Consider the following 20,873-nt stretch of genomic DNA (forward strand, 5'->3'; position numbering starts at 1 on the left):
CAGCATCGCCCAAAAAGGGATGGACACCTGACGTCAAGATAGGTGACGGAAGGTCCTCTACGTAGTTTCGTTAGCTATAACTGTAATTCCAAAATCGAATAACTCAGGAAGAATGACGGACTCGGCCCTTGACGCCTTTCTGACAAGAATGTCAGGAAGCGGTCAGCCTGCGGACACCTTCGCGGCCTAGACTGGGGAAAATGTACATCCAGGCGATCTTGTAGGGGGCTTGAAGCATCAGCACCCAGCCAAACATCGGGGATCGACTATTGGGTCTCCTAATTTGTGGCACCGTTTTAAGAGAGGCGTTACCCGATGCGTTTGCTCATTGTCGAGGACGAAGAAAAAACCTCCTCCTACGTCCATCGTGGCTTGACCGAGCTTGGCTACATTGTCGACGTTGCCACAAATGGTATCGATGGCCTGCATTACGCACTGGAATGGGATTACGACGTCGTGATCCTGGATGTGATGCTGCCAGGCAAGGACGGCTACGACGTGTTGCAAGGCCTGCGCCTGCACAAGAAAACCCCGGTCATCATGTTGTCGGCCAGGGGGACGGTGGATGACCGCATTCGAGGACTGCGCGAGGGGGCCGATGATTACTTGGGCAAGCCTTTTTCGTTTGCCGAACTTGTCGCACGCATCCAGGCCTTGATACGTCGTCGCGCCGGTGACACGGTTGACCTGACGCATTTGCGCATCGACGACCTGGAGGTCGATCTGCAAGCGCGCAAGGTGACCCGGGGAGGGCTGCGGCTGGACCTGACGGCCAAGGAGTTCTCCCTGTTAAGCCTGTTGGCGCGGCATCAGGGCGAGATCCTTTCCAAGTTGATGATTGCCGAGCAGGTCTGGGACATGAATTTCGACAGTGATGCCAACGTGGTCGAGGTTGCGATCAAGCGCGTCCGCGCCAAGGTGGATACCCCGTATCCGCGCAAGCTGCTACATACCGTCCGCGGCATGGGGTATGTACTGGAAAGCCGAGAGGCAGATGGCAGGCAAACGGGTACGCCTTGATGAAAAGATCGATCGCCAAGCGGCTCGCCCTGATGTTCGCCCTCGCTGTCCTGCTGATCATGTCGATCAGCGCGACGCTGTTGCGCTGTTCCTTGAAGCAATCGCTTGATGAGCAGATGCAGAACGAGCTGATCCTGCGCCATTCCGTGCTCGACCCGGTGCTCGCCAAATACGATTCGCCGACGTTCTGGGTCGGTTTGCGCCAGAAGCTCGACGGCCTGACGCCTGCGGATGAACGGGTCCGCTATTGGATCCTGGTGGACAACCCAGCCTTCAGTTACGGCGGGGCGATGCCGGACGGCCAGGATTGGTCGAAGCGTGCCGATGGGCTGTTTACCGTCGACCTGCCTGAGAAAGAGCGGCCCATGATGGTGTTGCTCAAGACCATTCCCCCCATGGGCAACCGGCCGGAACTGCGTTTTATCGTGGGGCTGGATTCAACGCCGTTTCTGAAGACCCTGGACCACTTCACCAAGATATTGATCCTGACCTCGGCGTTGGGCATCGGGCTGGTTGCGCTGCTCGGTTACTGGATCGCGCGTTTTGGCCTGGGACCGGTGAGGCGCTTGAGCCGTCAAGCCAACAGCCTGCCGCCGGGGGATTCGAAGCAACGACTGGACACCGAGGCGCTGCCAGGCGAATTGCAGGAACTGGCGGTGTCATTCAACGGCGCCCTGGCTCGCCAGGAAGCGGCCTGGTGCCAGCTCGAAGGGTTCAATGCCAATGTGGCCCATGAGCTGCGAACGCCCCTGACCAACCTGATCGGACAGACCCAGGTGGCATTGGCACACGGCCGCGAGGTGGGCGAGCTTCAGGACTTGCTGCAGTCGAACCTCGAAGAGCTGGAACGGATGGGCACCATCGTCAATGACATGCTGTTCCTGGCCGGGGCCGAGAGTGGGCAGCGGGCAACCGAGCTCAGTGATGTCTCGCTTTATGAAGAGGCGTCGAAGACGGTGGAGTATCTGGAGCCGGTCCTGCACGACAAACAGCTGAGCGTGGTGATCCAAGGTGACATGCGCGTGTGCATCGACCGACGCCTCTTTCACCGCTCCCTGGCCAATCTGATACAGAACGCGGCGCGATACGCGGTGCCGACAAGCACCATCACGGTGACGCTGGCCAGCCACGGCATGCAGGTCGAGGTGAGCGTTTCCAATGCCGGGGAGCCCATCGACAACGTGCACCTGGAGCGTTTGTTCGAGCGTTTCTATCGCGCCGACACCGCCAGGGCGCGAAGCGATGCCCACCATGGCCTGGGCCTTTCCATCGTGCGGGCGGTGGCGTCCATGCACGGTGGGCGGGTGTTCGCCCACAGCAAGGATGGGCTCAATACGTTTGGATTTTCCCTGATGAGCCAGGCGGCGCGCTAGTCGCCGCCTGCGAGTAAAGTCCGCCCGCGTTTGACATCTTCCCGTCAGCCAGCAGTCACCTTGACGTCAGTCGCCCCCGCCTAGAGTGCCACGACCATCCCAACGAGGACAGTGTCGTGGAGCCCACTATGAACATTCGAAACCTGTCGATTGCCGGCCTGCTGGCAGTCATCTCCTTGAGCGGCTCGCCGCTGCTCGCCAAAGAGCAAACGCAGTTCCCGGCCTACGAATATGGCATGCCGCTGGACATCGCCAGGGTCATTCATATCGAGGCGGCGACATCGCCGGTATGCGAGGTCGTGCAAGCCAAGATGACCTACTTGAACACCCAAGGGGTAAAGAAACGCGTCAGCTTTCTGCAGTTGGCTGAGGCGTGCTCGACACAGTGAACGTCCGGCGATGCCGGTTCATTTCTTCAGACAGGGACCATCACCATGTGGAATAGAACAACACCCGCCATTGGCCGCACGAACACCATGAATCGGCTTGCGAGAATGGCGAGAACCCTCGCCGCTGGCGTCGCGCTGCTCAGTGCGGTGGGTATCGAAGCTTCCGATCGCATTACACCGAAACCAGACTGGTCGACCAGTGACATACCGTCCCAGAAAGGCCGGATTGTCCTGATCACCGGTGGCACCAGCGGCATGGGCTACGAGGATGCGCTGGCCTTGGCGCGTGCCGGTGCCGAGGTCATCATTGCCGCGCGCAACCCGGAGCGCGGAGCACAGGCCATTGCGCGTATTCGCGAGTCCGTGCCCGATGCCAAGGTACAGTTCGAGAACGTGGACCTGGCTGATCTTTCATCGGTGCGCGACCTGGCCCAGCGTCTCAATCAGCGGCTGCCGCGCCTCGACGTGTTGATCAACAATGCCGCCGTCATGGCACCGCCCGAGCGGGGCACGTCCGCGGATGGTTTTGAACTTCAGTTGGCCACCAACTACCTGGGGCACTTCGCGCTGACCGGCCTGTTGGTGCCGCTCCTGCGTCAAAGCCAGGATGCCCGCGTGGTGAGCCTGTCCAGCATTGCCGCGGCGCGCGGCGCGATGAACCTTGATGACCTTCAGAGCGAGCAGAAGTACGACCCGTACGCGGCCTACGCGCAATCGAAACTGGCCATCCTGCACTGGGCATTTGCCTTGCAGCGGCGCAGTGATGCTGAAAACTGGGGCATTCGCAGCATGGCGGCGCATCCCGGCGTTGCCGTCACCGAATTGGTCGCTCGGGGTCCAGGCCTGGACAGCGAGTTCGGTCGGCGCTGGGCAAAGGACCGTGACGCGTATCACTCCGCGGCACAAGGGGCGTTGCCCACCTTATATGCCGCCACTGCTGCGCAAGCTGTGGGCGGAGCTTATTACGGCCCGACTGGTGACGATGAAAGACGCGGTCCGTTGGGCTTAGCAAAGACGCCGCCCGCCGCGAGCACGCAGGCCGATGCCGAACGACTCTGGGCCGTCTCCGAGCGACTGACCGGTGTGACCTATCGCTGATGCAACCCTGGGCGCGGGCGTCCGTCCCGCGCTTGGCCTTTGTCTTGTTGCCATCTCCCCGGAGTTCCTTATGACTGCGCCTCCCTATTTTCACCGGCTGAGTCTCGCCCTGAACGCCCGCGACGGTGAGTTGCGTCCGGCGCTGTGCGGGTTCCTGCTGTTCCTTTGTCTCTTCACCGGTTACTTCATGCTGCGCCCAATCCGTGAATCGATGGGCATCGCGGCGGGGGTGGAGAATCTGCAATGGCTGTTTACCGCGACCTTCCTGGTCATGCTGGCAGCCGTGCCGTTGTTCGCCTGGCTCAGTTCCCGAGTGCCGCGCCTGCGCCTGATCGACTGGGTGTACGGCTTCTTCGGTTTCAACCTGCTGATGTTCGTCGAGTTATTCCAGTTCCAGCCGGACAGTATCTGGCTGGCCCGGGTCTTTTACGTCTGGATCTCGGTTTATAACTTGTTCGTCGTATCCGTGGCCTGGAGCCTGATGGCAGATGTATTCGACAGCGAGCAGGCCAAGCGTCTGTTCGCCTTCATCGCCGCGGGCGCCAGCGTCGGCGGTCTGTTGGGTCCGGCCCTGAGCGCGCTGCTCATCGGCCCCCTCGGCGCCTCGGGATTGATGTTTCTGGCGGCCTTGTTGCTCGGTGCCACGCTGGTGTTGAAACGGGTGTTGATGGGGTGGCGCGAAACGGGCGGGGCTGGCCGTCCCGGCGCTGCGCCGACGCAAAGCCCCCGGCAGCCATTGCAGGGTAATCCGTTCAGTGGCCTGACGGCGGTGCTCAGGTCACCTTACCTGTTGGGCATCGCCGGGTTTGTCGTGTTGTTGGCGACGGTCAGCACCTTTCTCTATTTCGAACAGGCGCGCCTGGTGGCCGAGCTCTATCCCGATCGCGCGGCGCAAGTACGTATCTTCGGCACCATCGACATCATCGTGCAGGCCGGTGCGTTGCTGTCCCAGCTGTTCATCACCGGCCGCATCGCGCCGAAGTTGGGAGTGCGCGCTTTGTTGGCCGTCGTGCCGCTGCTCATGTGCATTGGCTTCCTCGGCCTGGCGTTGGCGCCGGGGTTCGCTCTGCTGGCGGCGGTGATGATCGTGCGACGAATCGGTGAGTACGCGTTCGTCCGACCGGGCAGGGAAATGCTGTTCGCGCCGCTGGATGCCGAGAGTAAATACAAGGCCAAGAACTTCATCGACACCGTGGTTTATCGCGCAGGGGACGCCATGAGCGGCTGGGCCAAGAGTCTGCTCGACCTGCTAGGGCAGGGGGCCGGTCTGGCCGCGATAATCGGCGCCTGTTGCGCACTGCTGTGGGGTTACTTGGGCTGGCAACTGGGGCGGAAGGCGGATAATGCCACGTTGCGGGAGCTACGTTTGGCGACCATCTCGGCCAGGGCATGAAGACCGTGCCGACCAGAATGAAACCCACTCTATTGTCTGCCGCGTCGTTGCGGCGAGGAAAGGTGACGCGGATGAGTCTGAAAAACAAGGTACTGGCGGTCGTAGCGGTGATTGCCTTCTCGGGGTGCTCCAGTGTGTTTGCGGGCAAAGAGAATTCCGTGGTCGGAACATGGCGCATGGTCAGTGCAACCGTTGAGAGCCAGGGCATTAAATCGAATGCTTATGGCCCCGATCCTCATGGTTGGCTCGTCTTCACGCCAGAGCTGACGTTTGTCGAAGTACTCACGGATCCACGCGTGCCGGCGTTTCGATCCAACGTTCGTGGCGAAGGCACCGATGAGGAAAACCGGGCAGCGATGGCGGGGAGCATCGGGTTTTTCGGGCGATATACCGTCGACCAGAACGGTGAGTTCACAGGCAACACTGTCGAAGGGTCTACGTTCCCGAACTGGGTGGGCGCTGTGCGCACCCGGGACGACCTGCAGTTGAAGGTCGATGGCAACCGAATGGTAGAAGATTTTCGCCGCCCGGATGGGGCGAAGGTTCACATCGTTTTTGAGCGTGTCAGGTAATTGCGAAGCGGCGTGCGTGCAATCAGATGATGGCCTTTTGCTTTTAGGCGGATCCCGCTAGAATTCGTCCCCCTCTCTGTGAGCGGCATCAGTCAAATTACGCAAGGAAGTCGATATGCAATTTGCAAAAGCCATGGGCCTCGTCTTGGCCTTGAGCCTGAGTGGATGCGCCAGTTTCACCAAAGATGAAGTAGCCCCCGTGAATCTGCCTTCGATGGCCAGCTACTCGAACAAGCCGAATGTCTATGTCGATTTCGATTTCTATCAGGGCGATCCCGACAATGCCAAGGCCACCGAGGTGCCGCAGGCTCGCGACATGCTCAAGCCCGACCTGAAGCGAACCTTCGATGAATCAGGGCTTTTTGGGCGCGTGGTCTTTGACGAATTCCAGAAACAACCAGGCGATTACAGTCTTCGATTGAAGGTCTACAACCATGCGCCAGGCGGTGGGCAAATGGTCCTGGCGTTCCTCAGTGGCTTCACGTTCACGATCATTCCTGCGTTGGCGACCGACCAGTACACCATGAGCCTGGAAACCCTGGACGAGCAGGGTCAGCCGTTGGGCAAGACCAGCAATCATGATGCGGTCAACACCTGGATGGGCATCTGGTTCCTGCCCCTGGCAGGTAATACGCCCAAGGCGGCCATCACCGACACCTTCAACCGCCAGGTCAATGCGCTGTTGAAGAACTGGGTCGACAACAACCGCATAAAATACTCCGCTGTCGACACCCATATTCCACGGGGCTGACACCAATAGAAAAAGAGCCGCAATCGCGGCTCTTTTTTTTGATCACTTCAACGCTTGAGTGAACTGCGGGTCGCTGTACAAGCTCTTGAGCAAGTCTTGCAACATAGGGTTGTAGTTGTTCGCGGCCGCCGGAATGGCGATCGGACCGAAGAAACTGCTGTCCCAATCACGCTGCACATCCTTAGTGGTTTCGTATAGAACCTGATCACCTTTACGCAGCGTGAAGCGCGCAGCCACTTCGCCATGGCCGCTGCTCATGCCTGCGGTGAGCTGGCTCTTGACCAACTGAACCTGCAGCTGCCGGTCAGCACGAGGGTCCAACAGACCCGCCTGGCGGAGCTCATCGTTGATCGCGGCCTGGATGTGCAGTGGAACGCTGCCCTCGGGCGACGAAATCGGGTTCAGGCGCACCATCAGCGACCCTTGACCTGAATCCGCATTCACCTGCGTCTCGCGCAAGGGCTGCATGGGTGCATTTTGCTTGAGCTGCTGAACGTTCTGAAAGTTGGGTTCATAGCGGGTCATGGTCACGCCACAGCCTTGTAGCAGCAGCGCGCAGAACGGTAGAGCCAAGTAGAGCTTCTTCACAGCAAATCCTTATGTGCTTTTTTAGAAGGCGTGATTATCGACAGATGGCCTTAAGCTATCAAGGATGAGTTGAGGTTTGCGGGGCACCCAAACATCTCAGCCGTATTGACTGGCAGCTTCGGCAGCGGTTTTAGGTTTTCTGGAACAGGTCAGTTGGTAAGCAATTGCCAACCAGATGAACCAACCCGGCATTACCATCAACGCAATACGGGTGTCAGGTCTCAATGCCAGCAGACAAAGAACAAAGCCCAGGAACGCCAAGGAAAACCAGGCCATTGGTACGCCGCCAGGCATTTTGTAGGCCGATTTCGCGTGCAGCTCAGGTCGCTTTTTGCGATAGGCGATATACGATGCAAGGATGGTCGACCAAGTAAAAATCACCAGGATTGCCGATACAGTAGAAACAATGGTGAATGCGGTCATCACTTCAGGAACGATGAAAAGCAGCAGCACCCCCACGAGCATTAACAGTGTGGTGAACGCCAGGCTCAGCAGAGGCACGCTATTGCTCGACAGACGTCGGAAAATCCCCGGAGCGTTGTCCTGGTTGGCAAGTCCGAACAGCATGCGGCTAGACGAAAATACACCACTGTTGGCCGAGGAGGCGGCAGACGTCAGCACCACAAAGTTGACGATACCGGCTGCCGCGGGAAAACCTGCAACCAGGAACAGCTCGACGAAAGGGCTCTTGTTGGGCGAAACCTGTTGCCACGAAGTCACTGCAATAATGCAGGCCAGTGCCAGCACATAAAACAGGATGATTCTCAGCGGAATCGAGTTGATGGCTTTCGGTAGCGTCTTCTCGGGGTTGCGGGTTTCGGCGGCGGCAGTACCGATCAGTTCGGTGCCGGCAAATGAGAAGATTGCCATCTGGAAACCGGCAAAGAAACCGAACAGGCCGTTGGGGAACGCGGCTTGTTTATCCAGCAAGTGGTTCAGCGAAGCAGTAACACCGCTGGGTGAGACAAAGGAGCTGGCAATCAGCACCATGCTGACGCCAATCAGGGTGATGACGGCAATGATCTTGATGATCGCGAACCAGAACTCCACTTCACCAAAAAGCCTGACCGTCAGCACATTCAAGGCGAACAGTGTCATCAGCATACCGATGGCCGGTATCCAGGCAGGTATATCGGGGAACCAATACTGAAAAAATCCGCCGACCACGACGGCATCACCTATCACCGCGACGCTCCAGCTCAACCAATACGACCAGCCAAGGAAGAATGCCGCGCGCGGGCCGAGGTAGGCACCGGCAAAATCTGCGAAGGTTTTGAAGTTCAAGTTCGAGAGCAGCATTTCGCCCATGGCACGCATGACGAAATAAACGAACAGACCGATGATCATGTAGATGAGGATGATCGACGTGCCCGAGAGGGCAATGATCTTCCCGGACCCCATGAACAGGCCTGTACCGATGGCGCCTCCCATGGCCATTAACTGAATGTGACGTTTGCTGAGGGTGCGCTGCAGCGCGGGCTGTTCAATCAGCCCTGAGGGAGTTGATTTCATTACAAAACCTCTTGATTTTATGTTTTTGAGTTTTGGCAGAAAAGTGGTGTCTTGCGTATTTGTTAGAGATGCAACGGCTACTGACGGTGGTTGTTTTTGCAGAGCGAGATTTGCCGCGTACCCACAGTGGTACGTAGCCCCTAGGCACTTTGCTCAGGGGCATCACTTATGGTTTTTTCAACTCACTGTGCGCAGGCGTGAGGGGATGATTGCTGGCTGCTGATCCAGGATCTGGTAGAGGTCTTTTATGTTGGCAGGCCTCGGCACCAAGTGGATGTGCTCACCGATTGCATGCTCCTGGGCCAGGTCTAGCACGTAGCGCAATGACGAAAAGTCTTCGAGGGCAAAGCCCACCGAATCGAACACGGTGACCTGCGCGTCGTTCTCGCGGCCCTTGATTTCGCCCTGAACAATCCGGAAAAACTCGACGACGGGAAAGTCTGCTTCCAATTGCTGGATGTCACCTTCAATCCGGGTCTGAGGTTCAAATTCAACGATGACCCGGGCATTGCGCAAGATCTCGGCGTGCAGCTCGGTTTTCCCCGGACAGTCACCCCCTACGGCATTGATATGCATGCCGGGTTCGATCATCTCGGGCGTCAGGATCGTTGCGTAGGCTTTATCTGCAGTGACCGTGGTGACGATGTCTGCGCCCTTGACCGCTTCTTGCACAGAGCCGGCCAGGATCACCTCAAGATCCGGGAACGCGGCCAGGTTGCGCTTCAACTTAAGCGAGGCGTCGCGATCGATATCGAATATGCGCAATTCCTTGATCGATAGCATTTCATGGAAGGCGAGGGCCTGAAATTCGCTTTGGGCGCCATTGCCGATGATTGCCATGATGCGGGCATCCGGGCGCGCCAAGGACTTCGCGACCAAGGCGGAGGTCGCCGCAGTGCGCACAGCGGTGGTCAGCGTCAGTTCACTGAGCAGGGTTGGATAGCCGCTGTGGACATCGGCCAGGACCCCGAAGGCCATGACCGTCAGCAAGTTGCTTTGACCGTTGTCCGGATGACCATTGACGTATTTGAACGAGTACTGCTGGCCATCGTCGGTCGGCATCAACTCGATCACACCCTTGGCCGAATGGTTGGCGGTGCGAGGCGACTTATCAAACTGCGCCCAACGTGAATAATCAGCTTCGATGTAATCTGCCATTTCGCGGATTGCGCGACGGATGCCCACCGTGGCGAACAGGCGTGCGGCATGATCGACGTCTATGAAAAGAGTCATGTTTTTATTCTCCGGTTCAGTAGTAACAACGTTGCGGGGCAGGGGACGGCTCAGCTGCGTTTGCTCTCGAAACCATGCAGCACATTGACCGCATTGATTCCGATTTCATCGACCATGTAGCCGCCTTCCATCACGAACAGAGTGGGGCAGCCCACAGCCGCTATCAGCTCGCCGATGCCGATGAAATCTTCGCTTTCCAGCAGGAAGTGGCTGATGGGGTCGTCCTTGAACGTGTCGACGCCGAGTGAAATAACCAGCACCTCAGGGGCGAATTGCTGGAGTTTCCTGCAAGCGTGGAGCAGGGCGCTGCGATAGCTTTCCCAGGTGGTGTTTTTCGGCAACGGGTAGTTGAGGTTGTAACCTTCGCCATGGCCGGCGCCGACTTCGTGACTGAAGCCTGAGTAGTACGGATAAGACACCGCGGGTTCGCCGTGCAACGACACGAACATGACATCACTGCGTTCGTAGAAGATATTCTGGGTGCCGTTGCCATGATGGAAGTCGACGTCCAGTACCGCGACACTTTTTGCGCCTTGAGTGATGGCCTGTTGTGCGGCAATGGCGGCGTTATTGAGATAGCAATAACCGCCCATGTACTCACGCGCTGCGTGATGGCCGGGCGGACGGCACAAGGCGAAGGCACTGTCGTGGCCTTCATCGATCAGCGCCAGGCCGGTGAGGGCGATGTCCGCGCTGGTCTTTACGGCTTGCCATGTGGTCGCGGTAATCGGAGAACCGGCATCCATGGCGAAGAAGCCGAGCTTTCCGTCGATGAAAGTCGGGACTTGATCGTTGGACAAATCGCGCACTGGCCATACCAGCGGCAAGGCGTCGTGGGTACGCCCGGTCGCACACCATTCCGACCATGCGCTTTCAAGAAAGCTGACGTAGCGCTCGCTGTGGGCATTGACGTAACACGACCGGTCAAATGCCCGTGGTTCGACGATCTGGCCAAGGCCTACCTGCTTGACTCGATCATGGACGGTATCGGCCCGGCTGGGCTGTTCGAACGAGGGCTTGAGCACGCCGTCTTTCAATTCGGTGCCGTGGTGCAAACGGTGGGAATCACTGAAAACTGTAAACATTCTGCGCATCCGTTAATGTGAACCAGTGCAAATATTCTGTTCTGGACTGGACGCGCTTTCTTTGCTTTATATTCGTGGTTTGTTAGATTTTTCGGGCGTTTTTACTCAGGATTCGCAAAATGCAGAAAAAATCATCCAAACGCATCAGCCTCGACGAGACGGACCTGGCGATACTCACATTGCTGCAAGATGATGCGAGCATTTCCAACGCCGAGCTCAGTGAACGCCTGTCGTTAAGCCTCACGCCTTGCTGGCGCCGACGTAAGAGAATGGAGGAAGCGGGCGTGATCAAGGGCTATCAGGCCAACCTTGATCGACGCATGCTGGGGTTGGATATCATGGCGTTCGTGCACATCCGTTTTTCCACCCACGCCGATCACGCTCCCGACGCCTTCGAGGCGGTGATTGCGCAATTACCTGAAGTGTTGTCTTGCCACAAGATCACCGGCGATGCCGATTACGTGTTGCAAGTGTTGGCAGAGGATCTTGATAGCTACAGTGACTTTATCGAGCAGGTGCTCAGGCGCCAGGTGGGTATTGCATCCATTCAGTCGAGCCTGGCGTTGCGCGAGGTCAAGACCAGTAGCCGGATTGCGATACCCAAATCGAGCAAGGAGTGAGTGGGTTGACGATCTTGCCCTCTATTAAGCACACTGCTTTAAGCCGTTTGCATCAAAGGATGCTCAGCATAGGCGGGGAGGAGGGTAACTCCGATGAGGCACAACAATGGGCATTGAGAGTGGCTTTTGCCTTTGCGCCAAGCATTTTCAATAGCGCTCCGCGAATGCTTCGAGGTGCTTTTTAGTCACCAGATCCAGATCGCGCGAGCTCCTGCAGAACATCCATTGCTTTCTGCGCATCATCTTTGCCCACAAAAATGTGGTCGTGGTAGTAAGCCGCGATGACATTACAGCTGATGCCAGCATTGCCCAGAGCGGTTGCAAAGGCAGCCGTCAAGCCAACAGCATCCAGCGCCGAGTGGATGGTCAAGGTAATCCAGGCGGCGACATATTCGAATTCAAGACCAAGCGCCAGAGCTGCGGATTGCTCGAGGATTACCGTTACGCCTTCCTTCTCCCGAAAGCTCCCCAGCACTTCCTGCCCCTCAAGGATGTTGCTGTTTTTGACAGTGCAGAAGACATAGTTACCCTCATTCAATGAAGGGCTCATGCCGTGGAGTAGTTTTGCTATTGATTTTTCACCCGACATTTCATAAGGCTCTATTGATTGTTGACGTCCCTAGTCTCCGCGATTTTTCTGATAAGAAAAATTAATTTTTATGATGCAGGATTAGCAAATCTAATGTTGCAGATGTTGAGCATATGGCGAACGAATGGGGGCTTAGCGATATGAGAACGCCAAGCGCGTGTAGGGCATGAAGCGGTGTACATGAAGTATCTGGGGGCCATGGCATGGTCCGTTCTTCAAACCGTAGCCTTTCTGAATGGTTTTCTTTTTAAGGTGGACCGATCACGGCATTTGGAAGGGATTGAACCCTCGAAAGAAGACTGTGCCGTATTCCAGATGCTGGACTTCTTGGCAGCTGATATTCTTCACCGACCCGAACAATTGCAGTCGTTGAACTGGGAGTTGATCGCTCGCATCACCACGCTAGTCGGTGATGTAGAAGTGGATCGTGGTCAATGACCTGGGCACTGATGAAATGAAGGAGGATCAATTGAGCAGTGATTTAGGTCTGTAACTAGACCACTTGATGCCCCGCCGCCGTACCTTCGATTCAAATTTTTTCATGAGCGTCTGTACTTGAGCCCGCACATGGCGGCTCGGGTGCAACAAATCCAGGTCGGCTTTCAAGACTAATTGTCGTTGTGTGCGACTGGCCGCTGGTGAGAAAGGGATGTTCAGGATTTGATGGCGATATTGGCTGCATTGTAATAGCTTCGCCCGGCTGTTTTTTGGGCATTGATGGCATCAGTTGACGGCATATGGAGCAGTAGCCAATGGATTACCACATCTTTAACATCGGTTCCCCTTACATCAACGAGTGGTGGAGCGAGCTGCGGCAGCGGGGAGTTATCACCGCTGGTTACTTCGGTGATCCCGGAGATCGAGGTGACGTCATCCTGCATGACATGGCAGAAGGGGATTGGCTCATCGCCTACTGCAACAAGCGCGGTTACGTCGGCGCAGGAATCGTTTCAGACATCGGCAGTTACGTCTTGTACGACGAGGATGTGCCCGGGTCTCTGTCGGATCATCGTCATGAGCGGGGCGTTTCATGGCTCTATACCGTAGAGAACATCGCAAACGCTGTAACACTCGATGAAGTTAGCCAATCGGCTCCAAGACAAACGAAGGAACGCGAGCGCGATGTTGGCGTTGCTGAGAAAATCATTGAGCTACTGAAGCGCCGTAGCACCGCAACCAAGCCAGCAAAATATTGGCGCGTACTGTCCGCGGTTCAGGCTATTGGCCGACCGTGCTCCATCCGGGAAATTCAGACCTGGTTGTCGCAGCATCATCCGGATGAGTTCAACGGCGATGCCCGTGAGAATGCGACGTTGTTGACCGTTAATGACGTCAACCGACGCCACTATGACCGATACCGTAAAAGATTCAGAACCGATGGTGGCCATGCGATGGACGCGCTCTTTCGAGAAGGCTCCAGGCGTAACGTAACTTATCAGCTGTATCGACCTGTTGTGCACGGGATCTGGGATATCGAGCGCGAGGTGGGTGGGCGTTTCAGGGTGGTGCAAATCGAATCAACTGACTTTGAGCAGGCGCTTGCTGAGGCGCACAAGCAGGTGACAGACGAGGCGCTCAATCCCATAGAATCAGAGGAGGATGAGCGACGTCGCCAGCAAGGGGCGATAGTGATCCGTGAGGGGCAGGGCGTTTTTAAAGCGGCACTTCTCTCTGCCTATGACCGACGCTGCGCAATGACCGGTTGCGCCGTCGTCGAGATACTTGAGGCAGCCCATATCAAACCTTACCTGGGCGCCCACACTAACCGCACCGACAACGGCCTGCTATTGCGTGCAGACATCCATACGCTGTTCGACAAAGGCCTCATATGGATCGATGAGCAACTGCATATTCAGACGTCGGAGCGATTGCAAGGTAGCGAGTACGCCTTCCTTAAAGGAAAGCCACTACGTGTTCCCACTGATGCATCAGAGGGGCCTCACCCAGACCACTTGACTGCTCACCGCAAAGTATCTGGACGCTAACAGAGGGGCCCTAGAATCGTAACTGAATCGCGCCCCTTGTCAGAGATCGCTCACCGGACGTCTTGAATTTATCCAGGGCATTCGGGCTTCACGTTCGTATTGAAGTGACGGGTATCAGTCAAACCGAACAAGCCTGAAGCGTAGCTGTCGACCTGCTGGCCAACGGCAATAGCACCCGAGGGTGTGCATGCATAGACGAGATGAAACCATTCAACAAACACGCCGTTTAACATAATATACATTATGTGTACTTTCAGATATTCCCGTGGCCCCCGTTGATGGCTGGATTTGAAGCCAATCCCATCCTCTGAATACCATACTGTGAAGTCGCCGATATTCTTCAACGCTCCCAAAACCCACATAACGTACTAAGGTTTAAATCGCCTGCTGAATCGGCGCGATTTCCTACACGCAGCCACCGTGCGACAAACAAGGAAGGAACGAACAGTATGAATGCCAGATCGGACCCTGGCGGTGACGGCATCGTCCTGACACTGGGAGCCGCTGAAAGTGTCGACAGCGTGGCCTACGCCTATGGACATGCACGCTCGACACTCTGGGATCACCCACGCAATGCCGATCTGCGCCGTCAACACCCGGACGGAACGGCGCTTGCGACAGGTGATTTATTGTTCGTCCCCCCACGCACGACAGCGACCTTCGAACAGAACGCCACCGGGCGAAGGCACACTTTCCGCGTGCTGAACACGCCGGCCATGCTCAGGTTTCGTCCTTATGCACTCGCCGGACAAGGCCTGGCGCGCCACTTCGAAGTATTGCGTGGCGACACGCTGCTGGGGCGTGGCACGGCCGAAGCTAACGGCGATATCGTCTGGCCGCTTGAGCCAACCGCCGATGACATCACCGTACGCGTAACCTTTGACGGCTTCTCCCGTGACTACCAATTGAGGCTTCGCGCGCTCGACCCGATCAGCACCCTCAAGGGCGTGCAACAACGCTTGCGTGGCCTCGGCTACTTCAGCGGCGAATGCGACGGTCAGATGAATGACGCGACCCGGGTGGCCATCGGTGCGTTCAAGATGCAGGCCGGATTGACCGACGACGATGAGTTACTGAGCGATGCCGTACGCGCGACACTCCACGGCTACCACGGAGAGGCCCCCTATGATCCGGGTTCACAAAACGCCAACGGCCCCTCCCGCGCTACAGCGCTCGCACGATGAGATGAAAAAAACGGTCCAGCAGGCTGTCCAGGCTGGCGCAGTGGTGGTCCTCTGCACCAAAGGCACCAACACCGCCAAAACAAAGACTGTCCCGAATGGCGCGATGAAGATCGTCATCGACGACGATCAGTACAAACCGCCTCACGCCAAGGCGCTGCTGAAGGTGGACCAACATGGCAAATGTGCCTTTTGCGAGGCGCGCTTCATGAGCACCGCAGGCGGTGATGTAGAGCACTTTCGGCCGAAAAAACGCCACGACGGTTTCGTCCCAGTGGGCGCCCAGGCACTCGATAACCTCGGCTATTTTCAATACGTTTACGACTGGAGCAACCACTTGTGGTCATGCAAGGAGTGCAACGAGACCTACAAGAAGAACTACTTCGACGTGATACCGGACAACCTGACGGATCCGCCGCCGAGCCTGGAAGACTTCGACACCGAGGACGAGTTCTGGCAAGCCATTGGCGAATGGGGTCGTTTCACCCCACCGCAACACGACGCGTGGGACAACCCGAGCAATGCCGAAAAGCCGGTGTTGATCAATCCTGTCACCGAGAATCCGCGCGAACACATCAGCTTCGACTCAGAGACGGGACAAGCCCTTCCCGCTCCTCTCAATGACCGTAACCAACAAATGCAACCCACGAGCGACAGGGGTGGCAAAAACATTCTTGTCCTCGGCCTGAACCGCAAGGAGCTTGTGTTTGCCCGCATGCGGCACCTGGCGATGTTGCGGGGCGTGTTCCTGGAGATGACCCGCAGCTTCGACCTGACGATCGAGTTTCTGAAATGGCAGCGTGGAGACGAGTGGTTCAAGACCCTGACAGTGCCAACATTGCGCTACCAGGTGAAATACCCCGCCGCTTACCCGGTGTCGGAGGATCAAACCCGCTCGGCCATCGAGTTTTTGTACTACTCGACGACACCCCAGGCGCCATTTTCAGCCTTGGCGATGGATGCCTTTGCCTGCTGGAGCCTGGAGCTGGCCAGGCACGTGATGCAGTCACGCGAGCACATCACTCAGCTGCAGGCAGCACAAAGCGGGAATGCCCCGGCCACCCGCAGTGTCCACGAACTTCCCCGGCTCGGCCTGCATGCGGTCATCCTGGCTACCTACCAGGCGGACATGGAGGCGCTGCAAGCGTTGCGCGACACCCTTGATGCGTATGCCCCGTTATGGGACGCCGGATTTGAGCAAACACACATCGAATACGTCTGCCGCGACCGCCTGGCAAAGGTCATGGCTCTGCACGCCAAATTTTACAAGGACCAAAAAGGCTTTCCCCGTTACGACCCGGCTTTTGTCACTGCTTTTCTGAACCACGAACGCGATGTCCTTGACGTCTGGAATGCCCTGGAAACCTATGAGTGCGACAAGGATACATGGCGCAGCGCGATAGACACGATGAACCAAAACCTGACGGAATACGGGCCGGATCTCGCAGAAGACCTCACTGCCCATTGCAATCAGATCGTCGCCAGGCTCAACCATGCGACGCAGGCGTTCACCCAGAATCGAAACCTGAATCAGACAGCTCTCTGGTGCAGCGAAGTGGTCAAGATCGGTCAGGATGGTGAACTACTTGCCGCTGAGCTCGACCGTCGGTGCCAGGCCTGCGCAAACGAAGATGTGAGCAACAGCACCAGCAGCATGCGTGTCACACTGACGGAAGTTGCCGAGGCCATCGACATGCTGAAAATGGGCAATACTCCCGAAACAGTATTGCCATTTCCGCTGCCAACTCCACCGAAACCCTGGATCACGCCCAAGGCCACCGGGCTGCGCAAGCGTGCCGGCATGCCCCAAAATCTGGACGCCGCGTGGCAGCATATCCGTCTAAAGTCCAATTCATGAGCCCTTCCAGCGCTCCACCGCACGCCGATCCAATTCCGGAAACGTCACCTGACAGTTGCCCGGATCTAGGCCGTCCACCCTCGCCCGTCCGAGTTCGTCAAGCACACCGCTGTGCTGGGTCCCGTTTGGCAATGCAATGACATAGGACTCCCCTGCAACGGGCTGCCCCTGCATATCCACTAACTCGATCTCCACGAATGTCAGCACCACCACCGGCTCAGGTCGACTGGCGGATTCGGATGAGGCTTTTACCGGCAGACGTTTGCGGGCTGCGGAGGACACCGGCGCAGCAACCTCTTCTACAGCGACCGAAGCCGGTACGCGAACGGGCATCGGCGGTTGGTATGGATAAACGTAAGCGCACAGCTCCCCGCTCCATAGTTTGCTGGCTACCTGGCGGCGAACTTCGTGATCGTCCAGTAGATGGACCAGAGACTCCTGGGCGGATAACAGCGCGCGCAAACGGTGTATCTGATCGGCCCCGGCAAAATGTCGGTGAATAAAGCTGTCCGCCTGCCACGCTTCACGCAATTCGATCCTGCTCGCCCCACTCCCCCCTTGCAGCATGGACGGACCGTCAGCAAGGCTGGATCGAGACCCCAACTCGATGCGATCGGCGCCATCAAAAAAACATATCCGCATAGGCCGCCAGTCCCGGGCAGGAGGATGAAGGGGCAGTGTAGATGATCTGGACATTCTGGCTTAGCGGACAATGCAACAGTGGCCCTGCCCGCTACGCAATAACACGGTAATCTATTCCCCTCCCAAATAGTTAACGCCAGGAGGCCCGTCTGTGTCCCTCAACCGTTGGAGCTACACCCTGATAGCGTGTCTGCTGCCGCAATTATGCGTAGCCAGCACACTGCATATAGATCCTCGTGGAGAGAGCCTCTACCAGGAAGCTGTCCCGTATCTGCTACAAGCGAATGACAAGCTCGTAGCAGTGACAGCTGATACGCCAACGACAAACGAAGAGGAGAGACAGCGCTCCCTGACCTTAGCGGAAGAAGGCGGTGCACTACTCAAGCCAGCCTTCACTTTGCTTGAACAAGCAGCGGCCCTTGATCATCCCGTAGCCCAATATCGCCTCGGACTGATCTACGCGATGCTATCTCCGAGCGACGTGATCAAGGAGAAAGCTTGCCCCTTGTTTGAACGAAGCCTTGCTCAAGGCTTTGCTCCACCGGCACTTGAAATTGCACATTGGTGCCTGGCGTCCACTGATAGGTCCGAGTACCAAAAAGCATTACAGGCCATAGAAACCAGCATGCCGCTCTACGAAAAATATTTTCCACAGCCTGTTGTCCGTCTTGAATGCAAGCCTGAGGAACCTGTCGGCCTTGCCATGCAATGGGGTAATGTTCGTGACTACCAAGCGGAAATCTATCGGCTACAAGGCGATAGCAATCGATCGAAGCGCTTGGAGTATTACCAGAAGGCTATTGATACCAATGACTGCTACATAGCAAAAAAACGCATGGCGTATCTTAAATAATATTGCTTCCAAAACATGGCAGATACGATGCACAACTGTCCCATCGATCGCTGCCCTGTCAGATCCTGTAATAAATCGTCTCGTATGAAGTATTGGAAATCGTTGTAGGATTTCTTCCCCAATTATTTCCAGGTCTGTATGAACACGCTCCAGGAACCTCCCAGTCGCCTTTCGACGAACCGTTTTCTCTCCTGCGCCCCTATGGCCTGCACATGTGCATTGCAGCCCCCTTCCCTCGCATTGATCGTCCGAGGGAGCGAATAATCCATGGAATGGATCGTTGACCCCACGGCATGGCTGGGCCTGCTGACCTTGATCGTGCTGGAGCTGGTGCTCGGCATCGACAACCTCGTATTCATCGCCATCCTGGCTGACAAACTTCCGCCCGAGCAGCGCGACCGTGCCCGTATCATCGGCCTGTCCCTGGCGTTGCTGATGCGCCTTGGCCTCCTCGCCAGCATCTCCTGGATGGTGACATTGACCAACCCGCTGTTCGAGGTCTTTGGCAAGACATTCTCGGGTCGAGACTTGATCATGCTGTTCGGCGGCGTGTTCCTGTTGTTCAAGGCAACCATGGAGTTGCATGAGCGACTCGAAGGCCACGTGGCGCAACGTGCCGGCAATGCCGCCTATGCGATGTTCTGGCCTATCGTTGCGCAGATTGTGGTACTGGACGCGGTCTTTTCCCTGGATGCGGTGATCACGGCCGTGGGGATGGTGGAGCACCTGTCGGTCATGATGATCGCGGTGATGTTCTCGATCGGCTTGATGATGATCGCGAGCAAGCCGCTGACAAAATTCGTCAACGGCCACCCTACCGTCATCATGCTGTGCCTGGGTTTCCTGATGATGATCGGCTTCAGCCTCACTGCTGAGGGCCTGGGTTTCCACATTCCGAAAGGCTACTTGTACGCCGCAATTGGTTTCTCGATCCTGATCGAACTGTTCAACCAGTTGGCGCGCTCGCGTCGCAAGAAAAGCCTGCAAGGTCTTCGGCCGATGCGCGAGCGTACCGCCCATGCGGTGTTGCGCCTGCTGGGCGGTCAAAAGCTGGGGGCCGATGAAGTCGGCGAGGAAATCGCCGACATGCTGGAAGGCGACGAACCGGAGCAGGTTTTCCATCGGCGCGAACGGGTCATGATCAGTGGCGTGCTGCAATTGGCCGAGCGGCCGATACGCAGTGTGATGACGCCTCGTGCGCAAATTGACCACCTCGATTTGGCAGATGCTCCGCAAGAAATCCGTACGGCGCTGATGCACTCTTCTTACTCGCGCTTGCCGTTGATCCGGGAAGGACGCGTGGATGAGCCGCTGGGCTTTGTCCATAAGAAAGAACTGCTAAAGGAAATACTGGCAGGCAATCAGCCGAATCTGGAGGCCATGGCGCGCAAAGCCATCAACCTGCTCGACAGCTTCACGATCCTTAACGCATTGGAGCAAATGCGTAAGGAGTCGACCCACATCGCGTTCGTGGTGAACGAGTTCGGTGACTTCATGGGTCTTCTCACGATGACCGACATCCTGGAGTCCATTGCCGGTGAATTGCCGGATGCCAGTGAAATTGAAGGCCCGAACATTGTTCCCCAGCAAGAGGGTTTCCTCGTCAGCGGTGCCCTGAATCTCAGTCAGGTTAGCGAACACATCGGCTTCCAGGCGAAAGCGACGGAAAATTACCAGACGCTTGCCGGGTTGGTAATGAGCTTGCTGGATCGCTTGCCGATCATTGGCGACACGCTCAGTTGGCAAGGCTGGAGCATGACCGTGATGGAGGTTGAAGAGCGTCGGGTGACCAGGGTGTTGTTGCGTAAGGAGTAAGCGCAAGACGAGGCCGCATTTGCGGCCTTGTTTATTCTCGCAACCATCTTTGTTAGAGAAGCTTGCGCAACTCACCGCCCTCCTCCTTCAGACGCTCCAGATACGCGGCGGCGTCCAGCAGTTGATAAGGGAAATAAAGCCCTGGCGGAGTTGGTGGCTGACCATCCAACCCTAGATGGGCGGCGTGCAGCGCCCGGGCGGTGTGATGACCAATAGCGCCAGAACCGCCCATAAGCAAGATAGGATCAAGTGACATGGTCTGTTCTCCTTGCTTCCGGGTTTCAACCTATCCGGACCGTCAAACTCCAACCGGATG

21 protein-coding genes are annotated in these 20,873 nt (G+C 57.0%); 14 read left to right on the forward strand and 7 right to left on the reverse strand.

Annotation, left to right across the window (positions count from 1 at the left end; genetic code table 11):
- Positions 1–315 precede the first annotated feature (315 nt).
- The 7 genes from HU749_RS15735 (at position 316) to HU749_RS15765 (ending at position 6,596) form a co-directional block, all read left to right on the forward strand.
- Entirely contained in the window at positions 316–1,020 is a 705-nt protein-coding gene (locus tag HU749_RS15735; RefSeq protein WP_079303382.1) for a heavy metal response regulator transcription factor, read from the forward strand.
- Entirely contained in the window at positions 1,020–2,393 is a 1,374-nt protein-coding gene (locus HU749_RS15740) for a heavy metal sensor histidine kinase (RefSeq protein ID WP_079303381.1), read from the forward strand. The genes HU749_RS15735 and HU749_RS15740 overlap by 1 nt, the downstream gene beginning before the upstream one ends.
- Positions 2,394–2,521: 128 nt before the next feature.
- The gene (locus HU749_RS15745) at positions 2,522–2,782 is read left to right on the forward strand and encodes a DUF2790 domain-containing protein (protein WP_079303380.1); all 261 of its coding nucleotides are present in this window, start codon (positions 2,522–2,524) and stop codon (positions 2,780–2,782) included.
- A 105-nt stretch (positions 2,783–2,887) separates the two neighbouring features.
- Positions 2,888–3,880: an oxidoreductase gene (locus HU749_RS15750; RefSeq protein ID WP_225919099.1), complete on the forward strand. Its 993-nt coding sequence runs from the start codon at positions 2,888–2,890 to the stop codon at positions 3,878–3,880.
- Positions 3,881–3,950: 70 nt separating this feature from the next.
- Entirely contained in the window at positions 3,951–5,273 is a 1,323-nt protein-coding gene (locus tag HU749_RS15755; protein WP_079303378.1) for an NTP/NDP exchange transporter, read from the forward strand.
- Positions 5,274–5,344: 71 nt separating this feature from the next.
- On the forward strand, positions 5,345–5,845 hold the full coding sequence (locus tag HU749_RS15760; RefSeq protein WP_079303377.1) for a lipocalin-like domain-containing protein: 501 nt from the start codon (positions 5,345–5,347) through the stop codon (positions 5,843–5,845).
- A 115-nt stretch (positions 5,846–5,960) separates the two neighbouring features.
- Entirely contained in the window at positions 5,961–6,596 is a 636-nt protein-coding gene (locus tag HU749_RS15765; RefSeq protein WP_046062425.1) for a hypothetical protein, read from the forward strand.
- 42 nt (positions 6,597–6,638) lie between these two features.
- Here HU749_RS15765 and HU749_RS15770 read toward each other — a convergent pair whose 3' ends face one another.
- The 4 genes from HU749_RS15770 to HU749_RS15785 all read right to left on the reverse strand — a co-directional run bounded on the left by HU749_RS15770 (position 6,639) and on the right by HU749_RS15785 (position 11,014).
- Complete coding sequence (locus HU749_RS15770) at positions 6,639–7,184, reverse strand: hypothetical protein (protein ID WP_046062426.1); 546 nt, start codon at positions 7,182–7,184, stop codon at positions 6,639–6,641.
- Between the two features lie 96 nt (positions 7,185–7,280).
- Positions 7,281–8,696 carry an amino acid permease gene (locus HU749_RS15775; RefSeq protein WP_095962742.1) on the reverse strand — a complete coding sequence of 472 codons (1,416 nt, stop codon included), beginning with the start codon at positions 8,694–8,696 and terminating at the stop codon, positions 7,281–7,283.
- A 177-nt stretch (positions 8,697–8,873) separates the two neighbouring features.
- A complete protein-coding gene (gene ocd / locus HU749_RS15780) occupies positions 8,874–9,929 on the reverse strand; it encodes an ornithine cyclodeaminase (protein ID WP_053179838.1) in 1,056 nt (351 codons plus the stop codon).
- A gap of 50 nt (positions 9,930–9,979) precedes the next feature.
- Positions 9,980–11,014 carry a histone deacetylase family protein gene (locus HU749_RS15785; RefSeq protein WP_079303374.1) on the reverse strand — a complete coding sequence of 345 codons (1,035 nt, stop codon included), beginning with the start codon at positions 11,012–11,014 and terminating at the stop codon, positions 9,980–9,982.
- A gap of 119 nt (positions 11,015–11,133) precedes the next feature.
- Here HU749_RS15785 and HU749_RS15790 point away from each other — a divergent pair, with 119 nt between their 5' ends.
- Positions 11,134–11,634 (forward strand): Lrp/AsnC family transcriptional regulator, encoded by a 501-nt coding sequence (locus tag HU749_RS15790; protein WP_046062430.1) that lies wholly within the window; start codon positions 11,134–11,136, stop codon positions 11,632–11,634.
- A 181-nt stretch (positions 11,635–11,815) separates the two neighbouring features.
- On the opposite strand, the gene HU749_RS15795 is transcribed toward HU749_RS15790, so the two are convergent.
- The gene (locus tag HU749_RS15795) at positions 11,816–12,223 is read right to left on the reverse strand and encodes an ACT domain-containing protein (protein ID WP_046062431.1); all 408 of its coding nucleotides are present in this window, start codon (positions 12,221–12,223) and stop codon (positions 11,816–11,818) included.
- A 180-nt stretch (positions 12,224–12,403) separates the two neighbouring features.
- Between HU749_RS15795 and HU749_RS15800 the strand changes: the two genes are divergently transcribed.
- The 4 genes from HU749_RS15800 (at position 12,404) to HU749_RS15815 (ending at position 17,247) form a co-directional block, all read left to right on the forward strand.
- A complete protein-coding gene (locus tag HU749_RS15800) occupies positions 12,404–12,661 on the forward strand; it encodes a type II toxin-antitoxin system PrlF family antitoxin (protein WP_079303373.1) in 258 nt (85 codons plus the stop codon).
- A gap of 314 nt (positions 12,662–12,975) precedes the next feature.
- Positions 12,976–14,208: an HNH endonuclease gene (locus HU749_RS15805; protein ID WP_079303372.1), complete on the forward strand. Its 1,233-nt coding sequence runs from the start codon at positions 12,976–12,978 to the stop codon at positions 14,206–14,208.
- A gap of 449 nt (positions 14,209–14,657) precedes the next feature.
- Positions 14,658–15,392 carry a peptidoglycan-binding domain-containing protein gene (locus HU749_RS15810; protein WP_186650156.1) on the forward strand — a complete coding sequence of 245 codons (735 nt, stop codon included), beginning with the start codon at positions 14,658–14,660 and terminating at the stop codon, positions 15,390–15,392.
- Positions 15,334–17,247, forward strand: coding sequence for an HNH endonuclease family protein (locus HU749_RS15815; protein WP_095962745.1), 1,914 nt, complete (start codon positions 15,334–15,336; stop codon positions 17,245–17,247). Before HU749_RS15810 ends, HU749_RS15815 begins: the two co-directional genes overlap by 59 nt.
- On the opposite strand, the gene HU749_RS15820 is transcribed toward HU749_RS15815, so the two are convergent.
- Entirely contained in the window at positions 17,242–17,778 is a 537-nt protein-coding gene (locus HU749_RS15820; RefSeq protein ID WP_141248995.1) for a carboxypeptidase-like regulatory domain-containing protein, read from the reverse strand. The genes HU749_RS15815 and HU749_RS15820 overlap by 6 nt on opposite strands.
- A 262-nt stretch (positions 17,779–18,040) precedes the next feature.
- On the opposite strand from HU749_RS15820, the gene HU749_RS15825 reads away from it, so the two are divergent.
- Together HU749_RS15825 and HU749_RS15830 are read left to right on the forward strand one after the other, a co-directional pair.
- Positions 18,041–18,742: an SEL1-like repeat protein gene (locus HU749_RS15825; RefSeq protein WP_079303350.1), complete on the forward strand. Its 702-nt coding sequence runs from the start codon at positions 18,041–18,043 to the stop codon at positions 18,740–18,742.
- A 267-nt stretch (positions 18,743–19,009) separates the two neighbouring features.
- A complete protein-coding gene (locus HU749_RS15830) occupies positions 19,010–20,557 on the forward strand; it encodes a TerC family protein (RefSeq protein WP_186650158.1) in 1,548 nt (515 codons plus the stop codon).
- A gap of 52 nt (positions 20,558–20,609) precedes the next feature.
- Here HU749_RS15830 and HU749_RS15835 read toward each other — a convergent pair whose 3' ends face one another.
- Positions 20,610–20,813 carry a hypothetical protein gene (locus HU749_RS15835; protein WP_139381109.1) on the reverse strand — a complete coding sequence of 68 codons (204 nt, stop codon included), beginning with the start codon at positions 20,811–20,813 and terminating at the stop codon, positions 20,610–20,612.
- Positions 20,814–20,873: the final 60 nt, after the last annotated feature.

Origin of the sequence: Pseudomonas ogarae (assembly GCF_014268695.2) — a bacterium.
Taxonomy (GTDB): domain Bacteria; phylum Pseudomonadota; class Gammaproteobacteria; order Pseudomonadales; family Pseudomonadaceae; genus Aquipseudomonas; species Aquipseudomonas kilonensis.

Excerpts from the sequence above, each read along its gene's own strand:
- HU749_RS15735 (WP_079303382.1), top strand. The coding sequence starts at position 316 with ATGCGTTTGCTCATTGTCGAGGACGAAGAAAAAACCTCCTCCTACGTC.
- HU749_RS15740 (WP_079303381.1), top strand. The coding sequence starts at position 1,020 with ATGAAAAGATCGATCGCCAAGCGGCTCGCCCTGATGTTCGCCCTCGCT.
- HU749_RS15745 (WP_079303380.1), top strand. The coding sequence starts at position 2,522 with ATGAACATTCGAAACCTGTCGATTGCCGGCCTGCTGGCAGTCATCTCC.
- HU749_RS15750 (WP_225919099.1), top strand. The coding sequence starts at position 2,888 with ATGGCGAGAACCCTCGCCGCTGGCGTCGCGCTGCTCAGTGCGGTGGGT.
- HU749_RS15755 (WP_079303378.1), top strand. The coding sequence starts at position 3,951 with ATGACTGCGCCTCCCTATTTTCACCGGCTGAGTCTCGCCCTGAACGCC.
- HU749_RS15760 (WP_079303377.1), top strand. The coding sequence starts at position 5,345 with ATGAGTCTGAAAAACAAGGTACTGGCGGTCGTAGCGGTGATTGCCTTC.
- HU749_RS15765 (WP_046062425.1), top strand. The coding sequence starts at position 5,961 with ATGCAATTTGCAAAAGCCATGGGCCTCGTCTTGGCCTTGAGCCTGAGT.
- HU749_RS15775 (WP_095962742.1), bottom strand. The coding sequence starts at position 8,696 with ATGAAATCAACTCCCTCAGGGCTGATTGAACAGCCCGCGCTGCAGCGC.
- ocd (WP_053179838.1), bottom strand. The coding sequence starts at position 9,929 with ATGACTCTTTTCATAGACGTCGATCATGCCGCACGCCTGTTCGCCACG.
- HU749_RS15785 (WP_079303374.1), bottom strand. The coding sequence starts at position 11,014 with ATGTTTACAGTTTTCAGTGATTCCCACCGTTTGCACCACGGCACCGAA.
- HU749_RS15790 (WP_046062430.1), top strand. The coding sequence starts at position 11,134 with ATGCAGAAAAAATCATCCAAACGCATCAGCCTCGACGAGACGGACCTG.
- HU749_RS15795 (WP_046062431.1), bottom strand. The coding sequence starts at position 12,223 with ATGTCGGGTGAAAAATCAATAGCAAAACTACTCCACGGCATGAGCCCT.
- HU749_RS15800 (WP_079303373.1), top strand. The coding sequence starts at position 12,404 with ATGAAGTATCTGGGGGCCATGGCATGGTCCGTTCTTCAAACCGTAGCC.
- HU749_RS15805 (WP_079303372.1), top strand. The coding sequence starts at position 12,976 with ATGGATTACCACATCTTTAACATCGGTTCCCCTTACATCAACGAGTGG.
- HU749_RS15810 (WP_186650156.1), top strand. The coding sequence starts at position 14,658 with ATGAATGCCAGATCGGACCCTGGCGGTGACGGCATCGTCCTGACACTG.
- HU749_RS15815 (WP_095962745.1), top strand. The coding sequence starts at position 15,334 with ATGATCCGGGTTCACAAAACGCCAACGGCCCCTCCCGCGCTACAGCGC.
- HU749_RS15830 (WP_186650158.1), top strand. The coding sequence starts at position 19,010 with ATGGAATGGATCGTTGACCCCACGGCATGGCTGGGCCTGCTGACCTTG.
- HU749_RS15835 (WP_139381109.1), bottom strand. The coding sequence starts at position 20,813 with ATGTCACTTGATCCTATCTTGCTTATGGGCGGTTCTGGCGCTATTGGT.